Raw genomic sequence first — 18445 nt, forward strand, 5'->3', positions numbered from 1 at the left:
ATGAGCTGCCCCCTCCGGTCTCAATAGATGGGGGCCACCTCGGCGCCGTTGAAGTAGTGACGGAGGATGTCCTGGTAGCGCTGCCCGGCCTCCGCCCGGCCGATGGCGCCTGTCTGGCACATCCCTACCCCGTGCCCCCACCCGCCGCCACGGAAAAGCCAGCCGGTAATCTGGCCCTCGGCATTCCGCTCGGCGTCCACCACCGCCATGCTGCTGTTGAGCATGCCGAAGAGTCGGCGGATGTTGAGTTCCCCCCGAATCTGCGTGGCCCCCTGCTCTCCGGACAGCGTCAGCACCCGGGCCCGGCCGGACACCCCGCGCTCGGAGAGGGCCAGGGCCTGCACCCGGCCGACGCCCAGGTGGCGGGTGAGGGCGTTCACCTGGTCGGCCGTGAAGCGCTTCTCCCACCGGAACTTGCTGGGCTGCGCGAAGCTGGACAGCCGGCAGGCGGCCGGCACGTCGGTGGCCGCGAGCCACGCCTCCAGGTGCGCCGGCAGCGGGGAGCGGCCCGCCGAGGGCAGCACGTCCGGGCGCCCGCGCAGGCTGGGGTCCGGCGGGCCGCCCCACACCACGTCGTTGTCCTCGGTGTGGCCGCCGCACACCGCGCTGTAGACGGAGTCCACCAGCCGCCCGTCATGGCTGAAGAGGCCCTCGCCCCGGGTGGCCTCCACGGCGGCGGTGGTGCTGGCCACCTCGCCGGTGCGCCCCCGGTACACCGCGCAGTGCTGCTCCGAGCAGAGGAGGTACGGGTCCGCCAGGTGCTTGATGCCCACCTTGGCCAACAGCTCGCCCCGGGCGGTGACGGCCTGCGCCTTGAGCGCCTCGGGGTGGGCGCGCGCGAAGATTTCGGACGGCACCAGCCCCTTCAGGAGGTCCTCCAGGGGCACCACGTTCACCACCGCCAGCCTGCCGGAGCGGTCCACCACCAGCTGGAGGGCACCCCGGAAGGTGCGGTCCTCGAAGCCGTGGAAGTCGTAGCCCACGCCGTACTCCACCTGCCGCACGTCGAAGCCCGCGCCATCCGGCGTCTCCGCGTCCAGCCTGTCCTGCGCCAGCCCCACCACCACGCCGGACTCGTCCCGCAGCTCGAGGATGGCGCTCGGCGGCGTGCGCACCTCCTCGAAGAGCGTCGTGCGCACGCCGTACTCGCGCAGCAGCCAGGCCTGCTTGCGACTCGCGGCGTCGGGTGGGAGCGCCTCGTCCACCAGCAGCAGGTAGCGCCGGTTGTCAATGACCTTCCCGGCGATGCCGTACACCGCGCCCAGCACGTGCGCGCGCACCTCGATGCCGCGCGCGCGCCACTCCTCCTGCGCCGCGCTCAGCCCCTCGCGGTCGGCGATGCGGTATTCGCCCAGCTGCACGCGCGCGGTGAGCACCGCCGGCTCCCCCTGCGTCACGCGCACCGACCAGCGCGTGCCGGCCGCCGCGTCCAGCACCTTGTCGTCGGGCCCGCCGAAGCGCAGCCGCATGCGGCCCCGCGAGGAGAACGTCACCTCGCGCCGGCCCTCCATCAGCCGGATGGGGATGCGCGGCTCGCCGCCGCGGAAATCGAGCCGCTTGAGGTCCCCCGGTCCGGGCAGCCCCTGCGCCAGCGGGTCTTCCAGCAGGCCCGGGCCCGCGTTGGCGCCGCCATCGGAGGCTCCGGCGAGGGGAGGGCGGGCCTCCGCGCCTCCGTCGGAGTCCTCGGGGGCCGCCGGGTGGGGCGGGCGGGCGTCCCCGGATGCCGTGCCTGCGTCGGGAGGAGCGCCCGCCTGCCCGCCCGCGGGGGAGGGAACGCGGCCGGGCGCGGGCTTCGGGGCCGCGCACGCAGAGAGCAGGAGGGCTGAAAGGAGCAGCGGGACGGCGAGTCGCACGGAGGGCGCCACCGTAGCCGCGGCCCCCGTGGGCTGTCACGGCCGGACGCCCGCCGGGGCGCCTGGATTGCCTCCACCTGGGGTGAATACAACGCACCGGCTCTTGCGTTGGGCCTGCTCATGCGAATTCGACGAGGCAACTGCTTGAAGCGGATGAAGACCCCGACGGCCGCCCTGGCCGCGAGCCTGCTCATGCTCGGCGCGACTGCCCACGCCGAGGGCGGGCTGTTCCCCCTTCCCGAGCTCCCCGGCGCTCCGTCCGCGCCCGCGCCGGCGGCTCCCGCCCCCACGGCGCCCGGCGCCCCGGCTCCCGCCGCCCCCGCGACTCCCGGCACGGTGCCGCCCCTGGGCGTGCAGCCGGTGCCCAACACGCCGGTGGAGTCCCTGCCCGAGCACCCGGACCATGCGAACATCGCCGGGCCGGGCCCCCAGCCGGGCGTCTCGGCCTCGGCGCTGATGCCCGCGGCGACGCCCACGTTCTCCCGTGAGTGGGTGGTGAGCCCGTCCGGCAACGACGCCGGCGACGGCAGCGCCGCGCAGCCCCTGCGCACCATCTCCAAGGCCATTGCCCAGGCCAACCCCGGCGAGGTCGTCCGCGTGCTCGCGGGCACCTACAACGAGCGCATCATCCTCGGGGACAACGCCAAGGCGGGCACCGCGGAGGCGAAGATTACGCTCCAGGGCGAGGGCCGCCCGCGCATCGTCCCCGGCAACGGCGGCGGTGCGCTCGTGCAGGTGCGCCGTCCCCACTGGGTCATCGACGGCTTCGACGTGGACGTCCAGGGACAGCCCTTCTTCGCGGTCGCCTTCGAGGGCGACGTGCAGGGCTCGGTGCTGGCCAACTCGGAGCTGCACCATGGCGGCGGCGGAGCCGGCGTGACGACGTACGGCAACGCCACCGGTGTCACCATCGAGAACAACCACATCCACGACTTCGTGCGGACCACCGGCAACAAGGACTCGCACGGCGTGGTGGTGCAGCCGACGTCGCACGACGTCACCGTGCGCAACAACGACATCCACGACAACTCGGGTGACTCCGTGCAGTGCCTGGGGCCGGAGGGCTTCAGCTCGCTGCCGCCCGCGGATGGCCTGGTGGTGGAGAACAACCACTTCTACGCCAACCGGGAGAACGCGGTGGACATCAAGACGTGCCACAACGTCGTCATCCGCAACAACCGCATGCACCAGTTCCGCCCGTCGTCCACGGCGAAGGGTGACGTGGTGGTGGTGCACTACTCCGCGCGCAACGTGACGGTGGAGGACAACGAAATCTACGACTCCGCCAAGGGCATCTCCGTGGGCGGCAACCACGAGGGCCCCGTGCCCACCGGCATCATCGTGCGGCGCAACCGCGTGCACGACATCTCCAACGTCGGCGGCGGCGAGGGCACCGGCATCCGCCTGGAGAACTCCAGCGGCACGGTGGTGGTCAACAACACGATTGCGCGCGTGTCCACGGCGCTCATCATCGGCCACGGCACCGGCGGGCCCACGCAGGCCCCGGTGGTGCAGAACAACATCGTGGACACCGCGCCCCTCGCGGTGGACCTCGGCGGTCAGGCTCCGGGCATGAAGATGGGGGCCAACCTCTTCCCGGCCGGCGCGCAGTTCAAGCAGAACGGCGCGCTCCAGGGGCTGGAGCAGTTCAAGGCCGCTTCCGGCGACACGACCTCCTCCGCGGGCTCGCCGGACCTGGGCGAAGCCTTCGCCCCGGGCGTTGCGGCGGTGGACCGCGGCGCCGACGTGGGCCTGCCCTTCTGCGGCGCGAGCCCGGACATCGGCGCGGTGGAAATGGGCTGCTGACGGCGGCCCGCCCGGCTCGCCTGCGCGGGGGCCGGGCCGCCGGCCGCGGACTTCAGCGCTGGAAATGACAAGGCCCGATGCGGAAGCGACTTCCGCATCGGGCCTTTTGTCTTTGAGGCGCCACCCGGATTCGAACCGGGGAATGAAGGTTTTGCAGACCTTTGCCTTACCACTTGGCTATGGCGCCGAGAGGATGGGGTCGGCTTTATACGCAGCTGGCCACCGGCCGGTCAAGGATGCAACAGCAGCCTGGACGCAATGCGTCCCGCTACGATGACGCGAGCAACCGGGCAGGTTCCACCCCGGGTGCGCGCAGGCTCCCGAGAGAGAGGTGTTTCCGAGATGCTGCATGGCCACGGGCTGTTCCTGGAAGAGCATGACGCGTTCCGCCGCACGGTACGGGCGGTGGTGGACAAGGAGCTGCTTCCGTTCGCCACCGAGTGGGAGGAGCGGGAGGAGTTTCCCCGGGAGCTCTTCACGCGGTTTGGCGAGCTGGGGTTCCTCGGGCTGAAGTACCCGGTGGAGTACGGGGGCTCGGCGGCCGGAGAGCTCTACGAGGCGGTGCTCCTGGAGGAGCTGGGCCGCTGCGGCTCCGGGGGCGTGTCCGCCGGGCTGGCGGCGCAGTTCACCATCTCCACCGGCCCCATCCACCTGTTCGGCACGGACGCGCAGAAGCGCCGCTGGCTCACTCCCGCCATCCGCGGGGAGAAGATTGGCGCGCTGGGCATCACCGAGCCCGACGCCGGCTCGGACGTGGCGGGCCTGCGCACCACCGCGCGGCGCGACGGTGACGCCTGGGTCCTCAACGGCTCCAAGACGTACATCACCAACGGCGTGCGCGCGGACTTCGTGGTGCTGGCCGTGAAGACGGACCCGGCCGCGGGCCACAAGGGCCTGTCCATGGTGGTGGTGGAGAAGGGCACGCCGGGCTTCAGCGTGGGCCGCAAGCTGAAGAAGGTGGGCTGGCGCGCCTCGGACACCGCGGAGCTGTTCCTCGAGGACTGCCGCGTGCCCGCGGAGAACCTGCTCGGCGTGGAGGGGCAGGGCTTCTCGCAAATCATGGGCAACTTCCAGTGGGAGCGCCTGTCGCTGGCGCTGGGCGCGCTGGGCGCCGCGGACGACATGCTGGAGAAGGCGCTGGAGCACGTGAAGTCGCGCCGCGCCTTCGGCCAGGCGCTCAACCAGTTCCAGGTGGTGCGCCACAAGCTGGCGGACCTGTTCACCGCGCGCGAGTGCGCGCGCCAGCTGACCTACCACGCGCTGCGCCTGCACGTGGCCGGCGAGTGGGCCGTCGCCCAGACGTCCATGGCGAAGAAGGTCGCCACCGAGATGGCCTGCCGCGTGGCGGACGAGTGCCTCCAACTCCACGGCGGCGCGGGCTACATGATGGAGTACGACATCCAGCGCCACTGGCGCGACGCGCGCCTGGGCCCCATCGGCGGCGGCACCAGCGAGGTGATGAACGAAATCATCGCCAAGCAGCTCGGGCTCTGACTGTAGGCGTGTTGCGCCCACGGTGGGCGGCGCGGTGCGGCAAACCCGCGCCGCCGGCCGGGTGCGGCAGACGGGCGAGCGGGGCGGAAGAGGCCTTTGGAGCTCCGGGTTCCCGGAGAAGACCCCGCGGAGGTCTTCGTGGAGCCCACCATCGTCTGTGCCGAGCTGTACATGCGTCTGGGTGACGACGAAGTACTCGTCATCGACTGTCGTGACTCGTCGGATTGGGAACGCTATGCGCTGCACATCCCAGGCGCGTTGAGGATGACGCCCACGGAAATCGCCCGCGACCTCCACATGCTCCCGGATGATGAGCTCATCGTCCTGTGCGGCTGCGCTCCGGACGGACGGGACACGCGCCGCATCTGCCGCCTGCTCCGCATGCGCGGGCGCGAGGCCGTGTGCCTCGAAGGGGGACTCGGCGCCTGGGTGACGGAGGGCTATCCCACCGAGCGTCATGCCTCCGCACCCCAGGTCGCCCTGCATCGCTGAAGCGGGGCGGATGCAGCGCGTCGTCAAAGGGTGTATGGAGCGGCCGACTTCACCCTCCACTGGAGACACGCCCCCATGGCCAGGCTTCGCGCGGCGCTCATCGGCGCCACTGGGCTCGCCGGACAGCAGTTCATCGCGGCCCTGAAGGACCACCCGTTCATCGAGCTGACCGGCCTCGCCGCGTCGCCTCGCTCGGCCGGCAAAGCCTACGGGGAGGCCCTGAAGACGGCCAACGGCATGACGGCATGGTTCGTCCCCGAGCCGCTGTCCCCCGACGTGGCCCGCATGCCCGTGGTGAGCGGCGACTCGCTCCAGGCGAAGGACTACGACCTGGTCTTCTCCGCCGTGGAGGCGGACGTCGCGCGCGAGCTGGAGCCGCGGCTGGCGAAGGACATCCCCGTCTTCTCCGCCGCCAGCGCCTTCCGCTACGAGGACGACGTCCCGCTCCTCATTCCCCCCGTCAACGCCGCGCATGCCCCGCTCGTGCGGGAGCAGCAGAAGCGGCGCGGCTGGAAGGGCTACATCGTTCCGATTCCCAACTGCACCACCACCGGCCTCGCCGTGACGCTGGCGCCGCTGGCCGAGCGCTTCGGCGTGAAGGCGGTGCTGATGACCAGCCTGCAGGCCATGTCCGGCGCCGGCCGCTCGCCGGGCGTCATCGGCCTGGACATCCTCGACAACGTCATCCCCTACATCCCCAAGGAGGAGCACAAGGTGGAGGTGGAGACGAAGAAGATCCTCGGGGCCCTGAAGGCCGACGGCGCGGCGCTCACGCCGCATGACATCCGGGTGTCCTGCACGTGCACCCGCGTGGCCGTCATGGAGGGACACACGGAGTCCGTCTTCGTGTCGCTGGGAGCGAAGGCCACCGTCGCCGAGGTGGTGCAGGCGATGCGCGAGTGGAAGGGGGCCGAGGTGGCTCGCGGCCTGCCGTCCGCTCCCCCGCGGTGGATTGAAGTGCTGGATGACCCCTTCCGCCCGCAGCCCCGGTTGGACAGGGACACCCACGGCGGCATGGCCACCACGGTGGGCCGCGTGCGCGAGGACGGCGTGCTGGAGAACGGCTTCAAGTACGTGCTCGTCTCCCACAACACCAAGATGGGGGCCGCGCGCGGGGCCATCCTCGTGGCCGAGCAGCTGCGGGCCCAGGGGTTGCTGGGTTGACTCCGGAATCCGGCGCCGCCGCGCCACAGATTCAGGGTGCCATCGCCATTCTGAACCACTACTGTGCGCGCCCACGGACGCGCTAGATTCTTCTAGAGGAGAACTCTCATGGCCTATGTCGTCGCCGAGCCTTGCATCAAGTGCAAGTACACCGACTGTGTCGAGGTGTGCCCGGTCAACTGTTTCTACGAAGGTGCCAACTTCCTGGTCATCCACCCGGACGAGTGCATCGACTGCGGCGCTTGCGAGCCCGTGTGCCCCACCAAGGCCATCTTCCCGGAGACGGAGCTGCCCGAGAAGTGGAAGGAGTACAAGCCGCTGAACGCTGACTTCTCCGCGAAGTGGCCGAACATCGCCGAGAAGAAGGAGCCTCTGCCCGAGGCCGAGGACTTCAAGGACAAGCAGGACAAGCGCGGCCTGCTCGAGGCGAAGGCCGGCAAGTAGGCCCACCGTCACGGCGTGTCCCTGGAAGGCCCTCCCGCCCCCTGGCGTGAGGGCCTTCGCCGTTGCGGGCCCCGTCATTCCGCGCGCAGTGAGCGCAGCCGGAGCCCGCGCGCCTCCAGCGCGTCCCGCAGGCGTGTCAGGTCCTCGGTGGGAAGTGGCCCCTTCCGGCCCTGGATGCGCAGGGCCACCTCGCGAGGGCCCGTGCGCTCCACCTCCACCGTGGCGTCCAGGGCCCCGCGCAGGCTCAGGCTTAGCGCCGGACGCTGGGACTTCACGAAGAGCTCGATGCGCTCGATGAGCTCCAGGGCCGCCTCCGCGCGTGTGGCCGGGCTCGCGGCTTCGGCGCTGGAGGCACCGCCGCTCCCCGTCGCTCCGGCGCCGGTGACGCGGGGCTCGTGCGTGGGCGCATCCGCCGCGTCGCGGCCCGTGTCGGTGGCGGGGGGGCTGGCGGCCGGCCGCGCTTCGGGGACGGGCGCCGCGGCCGGCCGCGAGTCCCGTGACAGCTCGCGCGCGATGAGCTCGGTGAGCCGGTGCTCGGTGCGCTCCTGCACCTGGGTGCTGGCCTCGCCTCGCACCGTGCCCAGCCGCCAGGCCTCGGCGTGCATCGTCTGCCGCGTCCGCCCGAGGTTCTCCGCGCTGGCGAGCGCCCCACGCGAGGTGGCGAGGACGGGCCCCGACGCTCGCGCCTGGACGGGCGCGAGCGCACGCTCTCCAGTCAGGCCGGGTCCCCTGGCGGAGGCAATGCCGGGGCGGGGCCGGGGTGGCGGCGCGGCTTCACTCGCGGGCGCCCGGCCGGACCTGGGCGGTGGACGTGCGTCCGGGCCCCGGCGCGCCTCCGCTTCCTGGAGGGCCTTCTTGAAGCGCTCGCCGTCGGGCGACTGCTTCGGGGCGTCGGGTGGGGACTCTGGAGCGTCGACCTTCATGGCATCCCTCGCGTGGGTGGCGCGAGGGAGAGAGCAGGGGACGTGCCAGGAGCCACGCCCCGGGGAGGACTCCCGGGAGCGTGCGAGGCGGCGGACGGGCGTCCGGGCGGGGGACGGCCGCCTAGCGGCGGTTGCCGAAGGCGCCGGGCTGCAGGGGCGCGAGGCCCGTCAGGTCATTGACGGCGAGGGGACAGGACTCCAGCGCCATCGGGTCCACCAGCCCGCTCACCTTCGTCCAGTCTCGCTCCGGGAACACGAGCGCGTCGCGCATCTCGATGGAGGTGAGGCCCTTCTTGTACTCCCAGAAGCGGCCGCGCAGCAGGACCTTCGTCCCGCGCAGGAGCTTGTTGAGGTCCACGTACTGCGACTCGGCGAGCTTCGCGGTGATGTCCACCTTCACGCGCTTGCGCGGCTTGCCGAACTGGAACTCGTACTGCGCCTCGGAGGGAGTCTCGGGCTCCACCCAGACGAGGCGGGCCAGCATGTAGGGCTTCTCCGGCTCCTCGCCCTTCTTGAGGCGCTTCTTCTTGGGCTTCTCCAGCTTCACGTCGACGACTTCCAGCCCGGCGAAGGCCAGCTCGTGGTCCAGGTAGTTCTCGCGGAAGAGCGCCTCGGCGGTGGTGGCGGCCACGGAGGTGGCGCGCACCACGTCCTCGTTGTAGCGCTCGCGCAGCACGGGCAGGGTGAGCAGGAAGCTGTCCAGCGGCTTCACGCCGTCCGACAGGAAGCGCAGCTTGGCCAGGTCGATGGCGGGGTAGTACGGCGCCAGCGCCTGCGCCGTGACGAGCCACTCGGCGGGCAGCTTCTTGTCGATGAGCACCCGCCGCACCATGGCGACGAAGAAGGCGTTGCCGGGGAAGCGCTGGCTGACGAGCTGGGTGCTCAGCGCCTGCACCAGCACCGGCTCCAGCATGAAGTTCTCATCGCGCTTGTGGAACAGCGCCCCCGTCTCACCGAGCAGGGTGAACATCGCGCCCACCAGCTGCGCGCAGTTGGCGTCCTGGGTGCCCTGGCGCAGCGCCTGGTTCAGGCGCGTCTTGGCGAAGCGCTTGTCCATGTCCTCCTCGCGGAAGACGGGGTCCTGACCGTTGCCGAAGAAGAACTCCGGCTGGGCGGCGGCGGGCAGGGCCAGCAGGCCCAGGGCGAGTGTGAGCAGTGGGGCGTAACGCATGACGCCCGGAAGCCTATCACGAGGCCTCCGCCGGAAGGACCTCCGGCTCGGAGGGGGGCGACGCCTGGAGCACCAGGACGGCCGCGACCAGCTCCAGCGCGCCCGCCACGGCGAAGAGCCGGTGTCCGCCCAGCCAGTCGTAGGCCGCCCCGGAGGAGGCGTAGCCCACCAGCCCGCCCACGCCGAAGGTGACGGCGGCGAACAGGGCCTGCCCGGACGCGCGCAATTCCGGCGGCACGCGCCGCGCGAGGAAGGCGACGCAGGCCACGTAGAAGGCGCCGAAGGTGAGCCCGTGCAGCGGCGCGAGCGCCACCAGCACGCCCGCGGAGGACGTCAGCGCCATGCCGACCCAGCGCAGCGCGCTCATGGCGAAGGCGAAGCCCAGCACGTGGCGCGGCGCGAGGCCTCCGGCGAGGCGCGGGTACAGCGCCATCACCGCGACTTCCGCCAGCACGCCCGCGCCCGCCGTCAGGCCGACCACGACGGGGGACAGCCCCAGCGCCATGACGTGGATGGAGAGCGAGCCGTGGTAGGGCGCGCACGCCAGCCAGTGCAGGCACGTGGCCGCCAGCAGCCAGCGGATGTCGGGGTGGCGCAGCAGGCGCAGCCCGGCCAGCGGGTGCGGACGGGGACCGGGCGCGGCGCTGTCGCGCAGCGTGAGCGTCCACGGAATGAGCAGCATGAGCAGCACGAGCGGCGTCACCACCAGCATGCGGTCCACCCGCGTCACCCACAGGCCGAACCCCACGCTGGACGCGATGAAGCCCAGCGAGCCGAACAGCCGGAGGTGGGCGTAGCTGCCGCCCGCGCGCGCCACGTGGTGCATCGCCAGGCTGTCGATGAGCGGCGTGAACGAGGAGGCGAAGACGCCGTATGTCACCAGCGTGGCTACCAATTCAGGAAAGGTGCGCGCAATCAGCAGGAGGGAGAAGGCGAGCGCCGCGCCGCAGGTCAGCCCGGTGAGCACGCGGGCCGTACGGCCGGTGCGGTCCGCCAGGTGGCCCCACATCGGCGGCGCGAGCAGGGACACCAGGGGACCGATGGACAGCAGCAGCCCCACCTGCGTCGCCGAGAGTGACAGCGACTTGAGGTACGCGGGCATGAAGGGCAGGACGATTCCCACCGTTGCGTAATAGAGGAAATAGAAGCCGGCCAGGGATACTCGGGCGGCTGCCGGATGCTGGCCTGCCATGGGGACCGCACCTTGGCATGCCGGAGGGCTTTTTCCGCCTGTTGGCGTCGCGGGCTTTTGTGTACCTTGCCCCCGACATGGCCACTCCCACGGATACCACCGCGCCCGTTATCATCACCCAGATTCAGGGTGAGGCGGAGCTCATGCAGGCGCTCGCCATCCGCGAGGTGGTGTTCATCGAGGAGCAGCACGTCCCCGAGGGCATCGAGCGCGACGCGGAGGACGCCAACGCGTACCACGTCATCGCCAACCAGGGGGGCCATGCCATCGGCACGGGCCGCCTGGTGATGCTGCCGCAGGCTCCCGCCAACCAGCCCGGCAGGTGGGGGCAGATTGGCCGCATGGCGGTGCTCCAGTCGCACCGCAAGGCGCGCGTGGGCTCGCTGCTGCTGACCACGCTGGAGGAGGAGGCGCGCCGGCGTGGCGTCACGGGCATCATGCTGCACGCGCAGCTCTACGCGCTCGAGTTCTACAAGAAGCACGGCTACGAGCCGGTGGGCGCCGTCTTCCAGGAAGCCGGCATCGACCACCTGGAGATGCAGAAGCGCCTGTAGCCTCCGTCAGCGCCGAGGTGGTTTCGGCGCGGGCGGCTGGGCGTGGCGCGGGTCCTCGGGCCACGAGTGCCGCGGGTACTTGCGACACAGCTCCTTGCGGATGGCCGGGTAGTGCCGCTCCCAGAAGCCGGCCAGGTCCGTCGTCACCTGCACCGCGCGCATGTTGGGCGCCAGCAGGTGCAGCACGAGCGGGACGCGGCCCGCGCAGACGTTGGGCCCCTGGGCCATACCGAAGAAGTCCTGCAGGCGTGACTCCACCCACGGCGGCTTGCCCGGCTCGTAGTGGACCTTGACGCCACGTCCGCCCGGCAGCGTCACGCGCTCCGGGGCATGGGTGGCCAACAGGCGCTGCTGCTCTGACGTGAGCCGCGCGTAGAGCGCGTCGAGGAGTGACACGCCCTCCAAATCTTTGAAGCTGCGCGCGTCGGAGCACAGCGAGGCCAGCGCGTCGCGCAGGAAGGCGTCGTCCACGGCGGGGAACTTCGCCTCGGGGAAGGCCTGCGCGAGCAGCGCCACGCGGGTGCGCCACTGCTCCAGGGCCTCCGGGTCCGCGAACTTGCCCGGGCCGGCGGCGAGCGCGGCCTCGACGAGCACTCGCGCGGCTGCTTCGGAAGGAGGGGCGGGGGTGCGCGTCTCCTCCAGCACGAGGTTGCCGTAGGACAGGCGGGTGAGGCGCTCCACGCGGCGGGCCTCGGCGTTCCACTGGAGGGTGTCCACCTCCTCCAGCGCGTCCGGGTAGAGGTCCAGGAGCCACTCGGGCTCCACTGCGCTGGCGATGCGGACCATGGCGCCGCGCCCGGGGCGCTCCTCGGCGTCCACGGCCACCATGAGGTCGGCGTCCTGCACCACGCTCATCTCGGAGAGGGACACGGTGCCGCCGCCGAACAGGAGCAGCTCGGGCGCGCGGGGACGGCGACGGCGGGCCACTCGGTCCGGGTAGCCCGCGAGCACGCTGAGCATCAAGGCCTGCTCCACGTCCTCGGGGCGCTGGGGGCGCGCACCCTGGCCTCGCACCGCGCGCCGCAGCTGCTTCTGCACGCGGTCCACGGACTGCACCGCGCCGGCCTCCAGCGAGAGCGAGTGCAGGCGCCCGGAGGCGAAGCTGGCGCGCTCGGCCTCGCGGAAGCGCTCGAGCAGCTCCAGCAGGTCGGACGGGCCGCTGACGACGGCAGAGCCGCGGCTGCCACCGCCGAGGTTGGCGCGGGCCTCGCGGCGGATGTCGCGCTCGCCCATGAGGGCCGCGAGCGCGGCGGCCTCGTTGCCCACGCCCCGGCGCTCGCCCTCGACGATGACGCGGGCCTGGCGCGGGTGGACGGGGAAGCGCAGGAGCCGCTGGCCCACGTCCGTGACGAGCCCCTTCGCATCCACCGCGCCCAGCCTGCGCAGGAGCGTCTCCGCGGCTTCGAGCGAGGCGGGGGGAGGCGCCTCGAAGAAGGGGAAGGCGGCCAGGTCCGTCACGCCGGACGCGCGCAGGGAGAGCACCGTCTCCGCCAGGTCCATGCGGCGGATTTCGGGGGCCTCCTGCTCGGGGCGGCCGTCGAAGTCGTGCTGGGTGTAGAGGCGCAGGCACTGGCCGGCGCGCGTGCGGCCGGCGCGGCCCGCGCGCTGAATCGCGGAGGCGCGGCTGACCTTGGACAGCTTGAGCTGCGGCAGGCCGGACCAGGGCGAGTGGCTGGCCACGCGCGCCAGCCCGGTGTCGATGACCACGGCCACGCCGTCGATGGTGACGGAGGTCTCCGCCACGTTGGTGGAGAGGATGATCTTCCTGCGCGGGCTGCGGCGCACGGCGCGGTCCTGCTCGGCGGGGGAGAGGTCTCCGTGGAGGGGAAGCACGTCGGCGCCGTGGCGCTCGGCGAACTCGGCGCAGACGTCGCGCGCGCGGCGGATTTCTCCGGCGCCGGGGAGGAAGACGAGCACGTCGCCGTCGAGGCCGTTGGCGAACACGCGCTTGATGCCGGAGAGCACCTGCTGGTCGAGGTACCGCTCATCGGGCGCGGGGAGGTACTCGACGCTCACGTCGAAGCGGCGGCCCTCGGAGCGCAGCGAGGGACAACCTCCGAGGTATGCCCGGATGGGCTCGGCCTCCAGCGTCGCGGACATGACGACGACCTTGAGGTCGGGGCGCGCGGTCTCCTGGAGCCGGCGCAGCAGCGCGAGCGAGATGTCCGCGGACAGGTGCCGCTCGTGGAACTCGTCGAGCACGACGATGCCCACGTCCTTCAGCTTCGGGTCGGACAGCAGGCGGCGGCCGAGCACGCCCTCGGTGACGAAGGACAGGCGCGTCTTCGCGCTGCGCACGTCCTCGAAGCGGACCTGGTAGCCGACGGTGTCACCGACGCGCTCGCCAATCTCCTCGGAGACGCGCTGGGCGGCGAGCCGGGTGGGGAGGCGGCGCGGCTGGAGGACGACAATCTCCTTGCCCTGCCCGAGCCCGGCCTCCAGCAGCGCGCGGGGCACGCGCGTCGTCTTGCCCGCGCCGGGAGGGGCCTCCAGCACGAGCGAGCGCGCGCCCCGCAGCGTGGAGACGATTTCCGGCAGGAGGGGATCGATGGGAAGGGCGACGTCCGCCATGGCCGGGGTCCTCTAACGGCGCGGTCCGGAGACCGCTCAGGGTGTATCGGAGCCGGAGGCGTCCGGAGTGGGCGCTGCCTTCTTCTTCCGCACGCGAGGCGCCTGGGCCTCCGCGCCCGCCTGCGACGGCGGTGCCTCCTCCTCGGAGGGAGTGGGGGCGGCCTCCGCCTTCTTGCGGCCCTTCCGGGCACCACGAGGCTCGGCCTGGGGCTCGCTGACGGAGTCGGGGGAAGCCTCCGACGACCGAGTGGAGCCCTCGGAGGGCGTGAGTCCTCCCGGTGTCGCGCCGTGCGCGGCGTGACTGTCCTCTGTCGCGGCGACGGACTCCGCGGCGGGCTGCGGCGCGCGGTCTTCGTCCTGCGCTCCATTCATCTCGGGGGCCGCGACGTCCGCGCCGTCGCCGCTGTGCCCATCCCCCATGGCCCCGTGGGCCTGCTCCGCCGACTCCAGTGCGCCTGCCCGCGCCTCGGTCTGCACGGACGCCCCTGCGGCGGGAGCCGCGGAGTCCGCCGGGCCATCGTCACCGCCCGCATCCAGCGCGGCGACCTCGGCCAGCTCCGCCTCGGTGGGCTCCATGGAGTCCACGGGCTCGTCGCCGAACCCGGCCAGGGCCTCGTCGGCCGTCGGTCCCAGCCCGCGTCCCGCGCGGCGCTTGGGCTTGAGGCTCAAGCCCGCGGCCTCGTAGACGCTGGGAACGGGCACCATCGCGGCCTCGGAGAGCAGCCGCGCCTGGCGCAGGGCCACGTCGAGCTTCCGCCCCAGGGCCACCAGTTCCTCGCGCAGGACGGTCTCCACCTCGGGCGACAGCGGAGCGGGTTCGTGGCTGGAGCGCCACGCGGCGTGGGCGGCGGCCACCTGCTCCATCACCGGCCGCACGAGGGCGAAGTCGTCGCGGCCGAAGATGCGCGTCACGTACGAGCTCCGGGTGCGCCGCTCGTAGGACGTGGCGTACTCCATGATGGCGTCGCGAGGCGCGCGGCGAAGCTGGGGGAACTTCACGTGCGGGAAGAGGGCCTCGATGACGGGCGCGCGGCTGCTCGCGGTGAAGGTGATGCCGGCGTGGAGCTTCTCCAGCGCGTCCACCCACAGGCCCTGCTGGTGGAAGGCGTATTCTTCGCGGGCCTCCTCCAGCTCGGGCAGGTCCTTCACGCGGTCCAGCACGCCGGCGGAGGGCGCGCGCGACGTGCGCACCAGCTCCAGGGCATCTGCCAGCCAGCGCTTCTCGGCCTCCAGGCCGGGCCTTCCCGCAATCATCTCTCCCGCGGTGGCGAGCCGGGCCTCGAAGGCCTCGGCGAAGCGGATGAGCTCATACGACTCGAGCGTGGACGACATTCAGCGGGCTCCTCGGAAGGGCGGCGGGAGATAGCACGGCTTCAGCGTCCGCCGAGCAGCACCGTCATGGCGTCACGGTGCGTGAAGTCCGGGTAGGCGACGTCGGCGCCGGCCTCCAGCAGGGCCTCGGCCGTGTAGGTGCCGGTGCCCACGCCGATGCACTCGGCGCCGATGCCCCGGGCCGCGTGCACGTCCTTGGGCGTGTCGCCGATGACGACCACGCGGCAGTCCTCCACCGGGGCGCCGAGCAGCGCCGCGCCGGCCTTCGCGCCGCAGCGGATGAGCTCCACCCGGTCCTCGGCGTCGCAGCCGAAGCCGCCGAAGGCGAACTGGTCATAGATGCCCACGCGCTCCAGCTTCACGCGAGCGCCCTCGCGCACGTTGCCGGTGCCCAGGCCCACCGCGAAGCCCGTGCGCGAGCGGGCCTCCCGCACTGCCTCCCGCATGCCCGGGAAGACGCGGTAGCGTTCGTCATCCACCCTCCGCACCTCCTCGGTGAGGTGGGCGAGGTAGGCGGCGATGACCGCGTCGATGGCTGCGGTCGAGTCCTCCGCGCCGATGATGTTCAGCGCCTTGCGGACGATGGCCCGGTCCGTCATCCCGGACATGCTGAACGAGTCGCACGCATCGCGGCGCCCATGGAGCTGCTCGAAGGCGAAGTCCATGGAGCGGCGCCCGGCGCCTCCGGTGGTGACGAGGGTTCCATCGATGTCGAAGAGCAGGACGGTAGGCCGCATGGCCTCCCATCTAACGGAAGCCCCGGGCCGACGCGAGCCCCGAGTCAGGGCTCGACGAGGGTGAGGCCCCGCTGGAGCGCCTCACGGACGAGAGGCTGCTCTTCCAGGGGCAGCCGGTCCTCCAGCGCCTGCCGCACCTGCTGCCCGCCCAGCCGTCCGAGCGTCACGGCGACGGCCTCGCGCACGCGGTCCTCGCGGTCTCTCAGGCGGTTGAGAAGGGTGGGAACCGCGTCCAGGCCCAGGCACCGACCCAGGGCCACCGCCGCGCTGGCGCGCACGTCCGCCGGAGCGCGCGCATCCTCCAGCACCTCGCGGATGGAGCCCGCGCCACCCGCCGGGTCCGCCAGGGCCAGCGACGTCAGGGCCAGCGCGCGTCGAGCGACGGGCGTCTGGCGGTCCACGGCGAGCGCGGTGAGCACGGGCACGGCATCGGGCCCCAGCCTGCGCCAGGCCTCCTCGCGGGCTCCTGCCTGTGGCTGCGGCGCATCCAACAGCGCGAGCACCCGGGCCCGCAGCTCACCGGAGGCAGGGGTGTCAGTGCCCGGAGCGGAGGGCGGCTCCACGGGGGCGCGCGTGTTCATCCGGGCCATGACGCCGGAGCCGGCGAGCACCAGCACCGCGCCGAGCACGCCCGGCATCCAGCGTCGACGGAGGCGCGAAGGCACTGCGCCAGAACGAGAGGGCAGGGATGTCGTCATGGGGGCTCCCCGGACAGGGTGACTTCCCGGGTTATATGCCGATTGCCCCTCCGGACTCGAACCGCACTAAGGTCTCACCGTCATGGCCGGACGCGTCTTCTTCTTCCTCCAGCACGCCACGTATGAGCCGGCGTTCCAGGCCGCCTCCATGGGTATCACCGCAGCGGCGATGGGGGACGAGGTGTACGTCGTCTTCGCCTTCGATGCGCTGCGACAGCTCGTCGGCGGGAGCTTCGGGCGGGCCCAGGGGGCGCGGGAGCAGGAGGAACTCGCGCGGGCGGAAGGCCTCGGAGTGCCTCCCCCCGCGCGCATGCTGGAGGAGGCGCGGGCCCTGGGCGCGAAGCTCATCGCCTGTGACACCACGGTGCGCATCTGTGGCTTTGTCCCGGAAGAGCTGGAAGGCACGTTGGACGAGGTGATGGGACTGGCCTCGCTCTGGCGGCTCACCCAGGGGGCTCGCACCCTCGCGCTGTAGCCGGGGCGCATGCCCTCCAGGCGGGCATGCCTGTCATCCACCCGGCAGGGTTGAGCACCTGCTCCCACCTCGTATCGGCTGCCGCTGTAACGTCGCAGTAGCATCCGAACGACCGGGCACCCGTCCGTCGTCACTGTAGCGTCCGACGGGAATGACTTGGTACGCTGCGGTAACGCCGTACCCCCCTTGAATCCCCGGCCGCGCGGAAGCTCCGCGATCCCCATCCGCATCAGAAGGAACCCATCACCTATGCGCGCCAAGCTGACCCTCCTCAGCGCACTTGCCTTCGGCACCATCACGGGTGCCCTCGCCACGGCCTGTCAGACGTACGACTTCGAGCCGGTGGAGCCGCTCGCCATCGCGCAGACGACGGTCGAGGAGACCATCCAGGCTCGCAGCCGCAAGCCGAACATCATGATGCTGGTGGACATCTCCGGCTCGATGACGGACCCGGTGAACAAGGCGGACCCGGACTGCCAGGTTCCGGTGGGGGATGATCTCGAGACGTGCGGTGACTCGGTGCCCTGCAACACGGCCATCTGCCCCACGCGCTGGACGGAGCTGCAGGCCGCGGTGCCGCAGTTCCTCGCCAACTCCGGTCAGTTCGTCCGCTTCGGCCTGACGACCTACCCGGAGACCAACGGCTCCACGTCCAGCAGCGTCGCCTGCAACCCCTCCACGGTGAACTCGGTCCTCAAGGACCTGCCGGCGGCCGAGGACGACGCGTCCCTGCTGACGCACGCCAACCAGATCAACGACATCATCCAGGGCATCCCCAACGCGGGTGAGGGCCGGCCCTTCGGCGGCACGCCCACCAGCCTGAGCCTGCGCTTCGTGGGCGGCCTGGAGGGACTGCAGTCCGAGGAGCGCACGAACTTCGTCATCCTCCTCACGGACGGTCTGCCCAACTGCAACCCGGACAACCTCAACGACGGCAGCAACCCGGCGGCGTGCAAGTGCACCCAGACGGGCACGACGGCGTGCTCCGGCACCTTCTCGCGGCGCGGCTGCCTGGACATGGACGAGTCGGTGAAGGCGGTGCGGGAGCTGTCCGGCAAGGACATCACCACCATCGTCATCGGCTTCGGCGCGGAGACGGCCGAGGGCGACGGCCCGGCGGTGCTGGACGCCATGGCCCGCGCCGGCGGCTTTGCCCGCACCTGCGAGGCGGGTCAGACGTCCTGCGGCCCCAATGATCCGTGCGACCCCGTGACGCGCCTGTGCCAGCGCAGCTTCTACCAGGCGGGCAACCAGACCGAGCTGGCCCAGGCCCTGGAGGCCATCAGCAAGAAGGTCATCAACCCGGAGCCCTGCCTCATCCCGATGGACCCGTCCCAGCTCCCCTCGGACCCCAAGCTCATCGTCGTCTACATCGACGGCGAGCGCTCGCTCACGGGCGACAACACCTGGGTGGTGGAGGACCGTGGCGTGCTGTTCAACGGCGCGGCCTGCGAGCGCATCAAGGCGTCCAGCCCGGATTCGCCCATCAACATCGAGATCCGGGCAATCCGCCAGCGCTAGCCTGACGGCCCGAGGGGC

General features: G+C 71.8%; 16 protein-coding genes and 1 tRNA gene. 8 read left to right on the forward strand and 9 right to left on the reverse strand.

Translation table 11 applies throughout. The features are described from left to right. Positions 1–20: 20 nt before the first annotated feature. Entirely contained in the window at positions 21–1853 is a 1833-nt protein-coding gene (locus ACX9TP_RS17625; RefSeq protein WP_482980891.1) for a SpoIID/LytB domain-containing protein, read from the reverse strand. Between the two features lie 153 nt (positions 1854–2006). Here ACX9TP_RS17625 and ACX9TP_RS17630 point away from each other — a divergent pair, with 153 nt between their 5' ends. Further along, complete coding sequence (locus ACX9TP_RS17630) at positions 2007–3659, forward strand: right-handed parallel beta-helix repeat-containing protein (RefSeq protein ID WP_482980892.1); 1653 nt, start codon at positions 2007–2009, stop codon at positions 3657–3659. A 115-nt stretch (positions 3660–3774) separates the two neighbouring features. On the opposite strand, the gene ACX9TP_RS17635 is transcribed toward ACX9TP_RS17630, so the two are convergent. Continuing rightward, positions 3775–3846, reverse strand: a tRNA-Cys gene (locus tag ACX9TP_RS17635). Positions 3847–4001: 155 nt separating this feature from the next. Between ACX9TP_RS17635 and ACX9TP_RS17640 the strand changes: the two genes are divergently transcribed. From ACX9TP_RS17640 to fdxA, 4 genes are all read left to right on the forward strand, one after another. Continuing rightward, the gene (locus tag ACX9TP_RS17640; RefSeq protein WP_482980893.1) at positions 4002–5153 is read left to right on the forward strand and encodes an acyl-CoA dehydrogenase family protein; all 1152 of its coding nucleotides are present in this window, start codon (positions 4002–4004) and stop codon (positions 5151–5153) included. Positions 5154–5291: 138 nt separating this feature from the next. After that, a complete protein-coding gene (locus ACX9TP_RS17645) occupies positions 5292–5645 on the forward strand; it encodes a rhodanese-like domain-containing protein (protein ID WP_482982190.1) in 354 nt (117 codons plus the stop codon). A gap of 75 nt (positions 5646–5720) precedes the next feature. Then, positions 5721–6809, forward strand: a complete 1089-nt coding sequence (gene asd, locus ACX9TP_RS17650) for an aspartate-semialdehyde dehydrogenase (RefSeq protein ID WP_482980894.1) — start codon at positions 5721–5723, stop codon at positions 6807–6809. 108 nt (positions 6810–6917) lie between these two features. Beyond that, entirely contained in the window at positions 6918–7253 is a 336-nt protein-coding gene (gene fdxA / locus ACX9TP_RS17655; protein WP_482980895.1) for a ferredoxin FdxA, read from the forward strand. Positions 7254–7327: 74 nt separating this feature from the next. Here fdxA and ACX9TP_RS17660 read toward each other — a convergent pair whose 3' ends face one another. The 3 genes from ACX9TP_RS17660 to ACX9TP_RS17670 all read right to left on the reverse strand — a co-directional run bounded on the left by ACX9TP_RS17660 (position 7328) and on the right by ACX9TP_RS17670 (position 10539). Then, positions 7328–8176: a hypothetical protein gene (locus ACX9TP_RS17660; protein ID WP_482980896.1), complete on the reverse strand. Its 849-nt coding sequence runs from the start codon at positions 8174–8176 to the stop codon at positions 7328–7330. A 121-nt stretch (positions 8177–8297) separates the two neighbouring features. After that, entirely contained in the window at positions 8298–9347 is a 1050-nt protein-coding gene (locus tag ACX9TP_RS17665) for a hypothetical protein (protein ID WP_482980897.1), read from the reverse strand. 16 nt (positions 9348–9363) lie between these two features. Then, the gene (locus tag ACX9TP_RS17670; RefSeq protein ID WP_482980898.1) at positions 9364–10539 is read right to left on the reverse strand and encodes an MFS transporter; all 1176 of its coding nucleotides are present in this window, start codon (positions 10537–10539) and stop codon (positions 9364–9366) included. A 77-nt stretch (positions 10540–10616) separates the two neighbouring features. Here ACX9TP_RS17670 and ACX9TP_RS17675 point away from each other — a divergent pair, with 77 nt between their 5' ends. Further along, positions 10617–11093: a GNAT family N-acetyltransferase gene (locus ACX9TP_RS17675; RefSeq protein ID WP_482980899.1), complete on the forward strand. Its 477-nt coding sequence runs from the start codon at positions 10617–10619 to the stop codon at positions 11091–11093. Between the two features lie 6 nt (positions 11094–11099). On the opposite strand, the gene hrpB is transcribed toward ACX9TP_RS17675, so the two are convergent. From hrpB to ACX9TP_RS17695, 4 genes are read right to left on the reverse strand one after another with little or no spacing between them, the layout of a single operon-like run. Further along, on the reverse strand, positions 11100–13664 hold the full coding sequence (gene hrpB / locus ACX9TP_RS17680) for an ATP-dependent helicase HrpB (RefSeq protein WP_482980900.1): 2565 nt from the start codon (positions 13662–13664) through the stop codon (positions 11100–11102). Between the two features lie 36 nt (positions 13665–13700). After that, the gene (locus ACX9TP_RS17685) at positions 13701–14996 is read right to left on the reverse strand and encodes a hypothetical protein (protein ID WP_482980901.1); all 1296 of its coding nucleotides are present in this window, start codon (positions 14994–14996) and stop codon (positions 13701–13703) included. Positions 14997–15037: 41 nt separating this feature from the next. Continuing rightward, complete coding sequence (locus ACX9TP_RS17690) at positions 15038–15733, reverse strand: HAD family hydrolase (RefSeq protein WP_482980902.1); 696 nt, start codon at positions 15731–15733, stop codon at positions 15038–15040. A 44-nt stretch (positions 15734–15777) separates the two neighbouring features. Next, positions 15778–16371: a HEAT repeat domain-containing protein gene (locus tag ACX9TP_RS17695; RefSeq protein WP_482980903.1), complete on the reverse strand. Its 594-nt coding sequence runs from the start codon at positions 16369–16371 to the stop codon at positions 15778–15780. 142 nt (positions 16372–16513) lie between these two features. Between ACX9TP_RS17695 and ACX9TP_RS17700 the strand changes: the two genes are divergently transcribed. Both ACX9TP_RS17700 and cglB read left to right on the forward strand, forming a co-directional pair. Next, complete coding sequence (locus ACX9TP_RS17700; RefSeq protein ID WP_482980904.1) at positions 16514–16906, forward strand: hypothetical protein; 393 nt, start codon at positions 16514–16516, stop codon at positions 16904–16906. Between the two features lie 249 nt (positions 16907–17155). Next, on the forward strand, positions 17156–18427 hold the full coding sequence (gene cglB, locus ACX9TP_RS17705) for an adventurous gliding motility lipoprotein CglB (RefSeq protein WP_482980905.1): 1272 nt from the start codon (positions 17156–17158) through the stop codon (positions 18425–18427). The last annotated feature ends 18 nt before the right edge of the window (positions 18428–18445 follow it).

This window comes from Pyxidicoccus sp. M15, from assembly GCF_056858435.1.

Excerpts from the sequence above, each read along its gene's own strand:
- ACX9TP_RS17630 (WP_482980892.1), top strand. The coding sequence starts at position 2,007 with ATGAAGACCCCGACGGCCGCCCTGGCCGCGAGCCTGCTCATGCTCGGC.
- ACX9TP_RS17640 (WP_482980893.1), top strand. The coding sequence starts at position 4,002 with ATGCTGCATGGCCACGGGCTGTTCCTGGAAGAGCATGACGCGTTCCGC.
- asd (WP_482980894.1), top strand. The coding sequence starts at position 5,721 with ATGGCCAGGCTTCGCGCGGCGCTCATCGGCGCCACTGGGCTCGCCGGA.
- fdxA (WP_482980895.1), top strand. The coding sequence starts at position 6,918 with ATGGCCTATGTCGTCGCCGAGCCTTGCATCAAGTGCAAGTACACCGAC.
- ACX9TP_RS17660 (WP_482980896.1), bottom strand. The coding sequence starts at position 8,176 with ATGAAGGTCGACGCTCCAGAGTCCCCACCCGACGCCCCGAAGCAGTCG.
- ACX9TP_RS17665 (WP_482980897.1), bottom strand. The coding sequence starts at position 9,347 with ATGCGTTACGCCCCACTGCTCACACTCGCCCTGGGCCTGCTGGCCCTG.
- ACX9TP_RS17670 (WP_482980898.1), bottom strand. The coding sequence starts at position 10,539 with ATGGCAGGCCAGCATCCGGCAGCCGCCCGAGTATCCCTGGCCGGCTTC.
- ACX9TP_RS17675 (WP_482980899.1), top strand. The coding sequence starts at position 10,617 with ATGGCCACTCCCACGGATACCACCGCGCCCGTTATCATCACCCAGATT.
- hrpB (WP_482980900.1), bottom strand. The coding sequence starts at position 13,664 with ATGGCGGACGTCGCCCTTCCCATCGATCCCCTCCTGCCGGAAATCGTC.
- ACX9TP_RS17685 (WP_482980901.1), bottom strand. The coding sequence starts at position 14,996 with ATGTCGTCCACGCTCGAGTCGTATGAGCTCATCCGCTTCGCCGAGGCC.
- ACX9TP_RS17690 (WP_482980902.1), bottom strand. The coding sequence starts at position 15,733 with ATGCGGCCTACCGTCCTGCTCTTCGACATCGATGGAACCCTCGTCACC.
- ACX9TP_RS17695 (WP_482980903.1), bottom strand. The coding sequence starts at position 16,371 with ATGCCGGGCGTGCTCGGCGCGGTGCTGGTGCTCGCCGGCTCCGGCGTC.
- ACX9TP_RS17700 (WP_482980904.1), top strand. The coding sequence starts at position 16,514 with ATGGCCGGACGCGTCTTCTTCTTCCTCCAGCACGCCACGTATGAGCCG.
- cglB (WP_482980905.1), top strand. The coding sequence starts at position 17,156 with ATGCGCGCCAAGCTGACCCTCCTCAGCGCACTTGCCTTCGGCACCATC.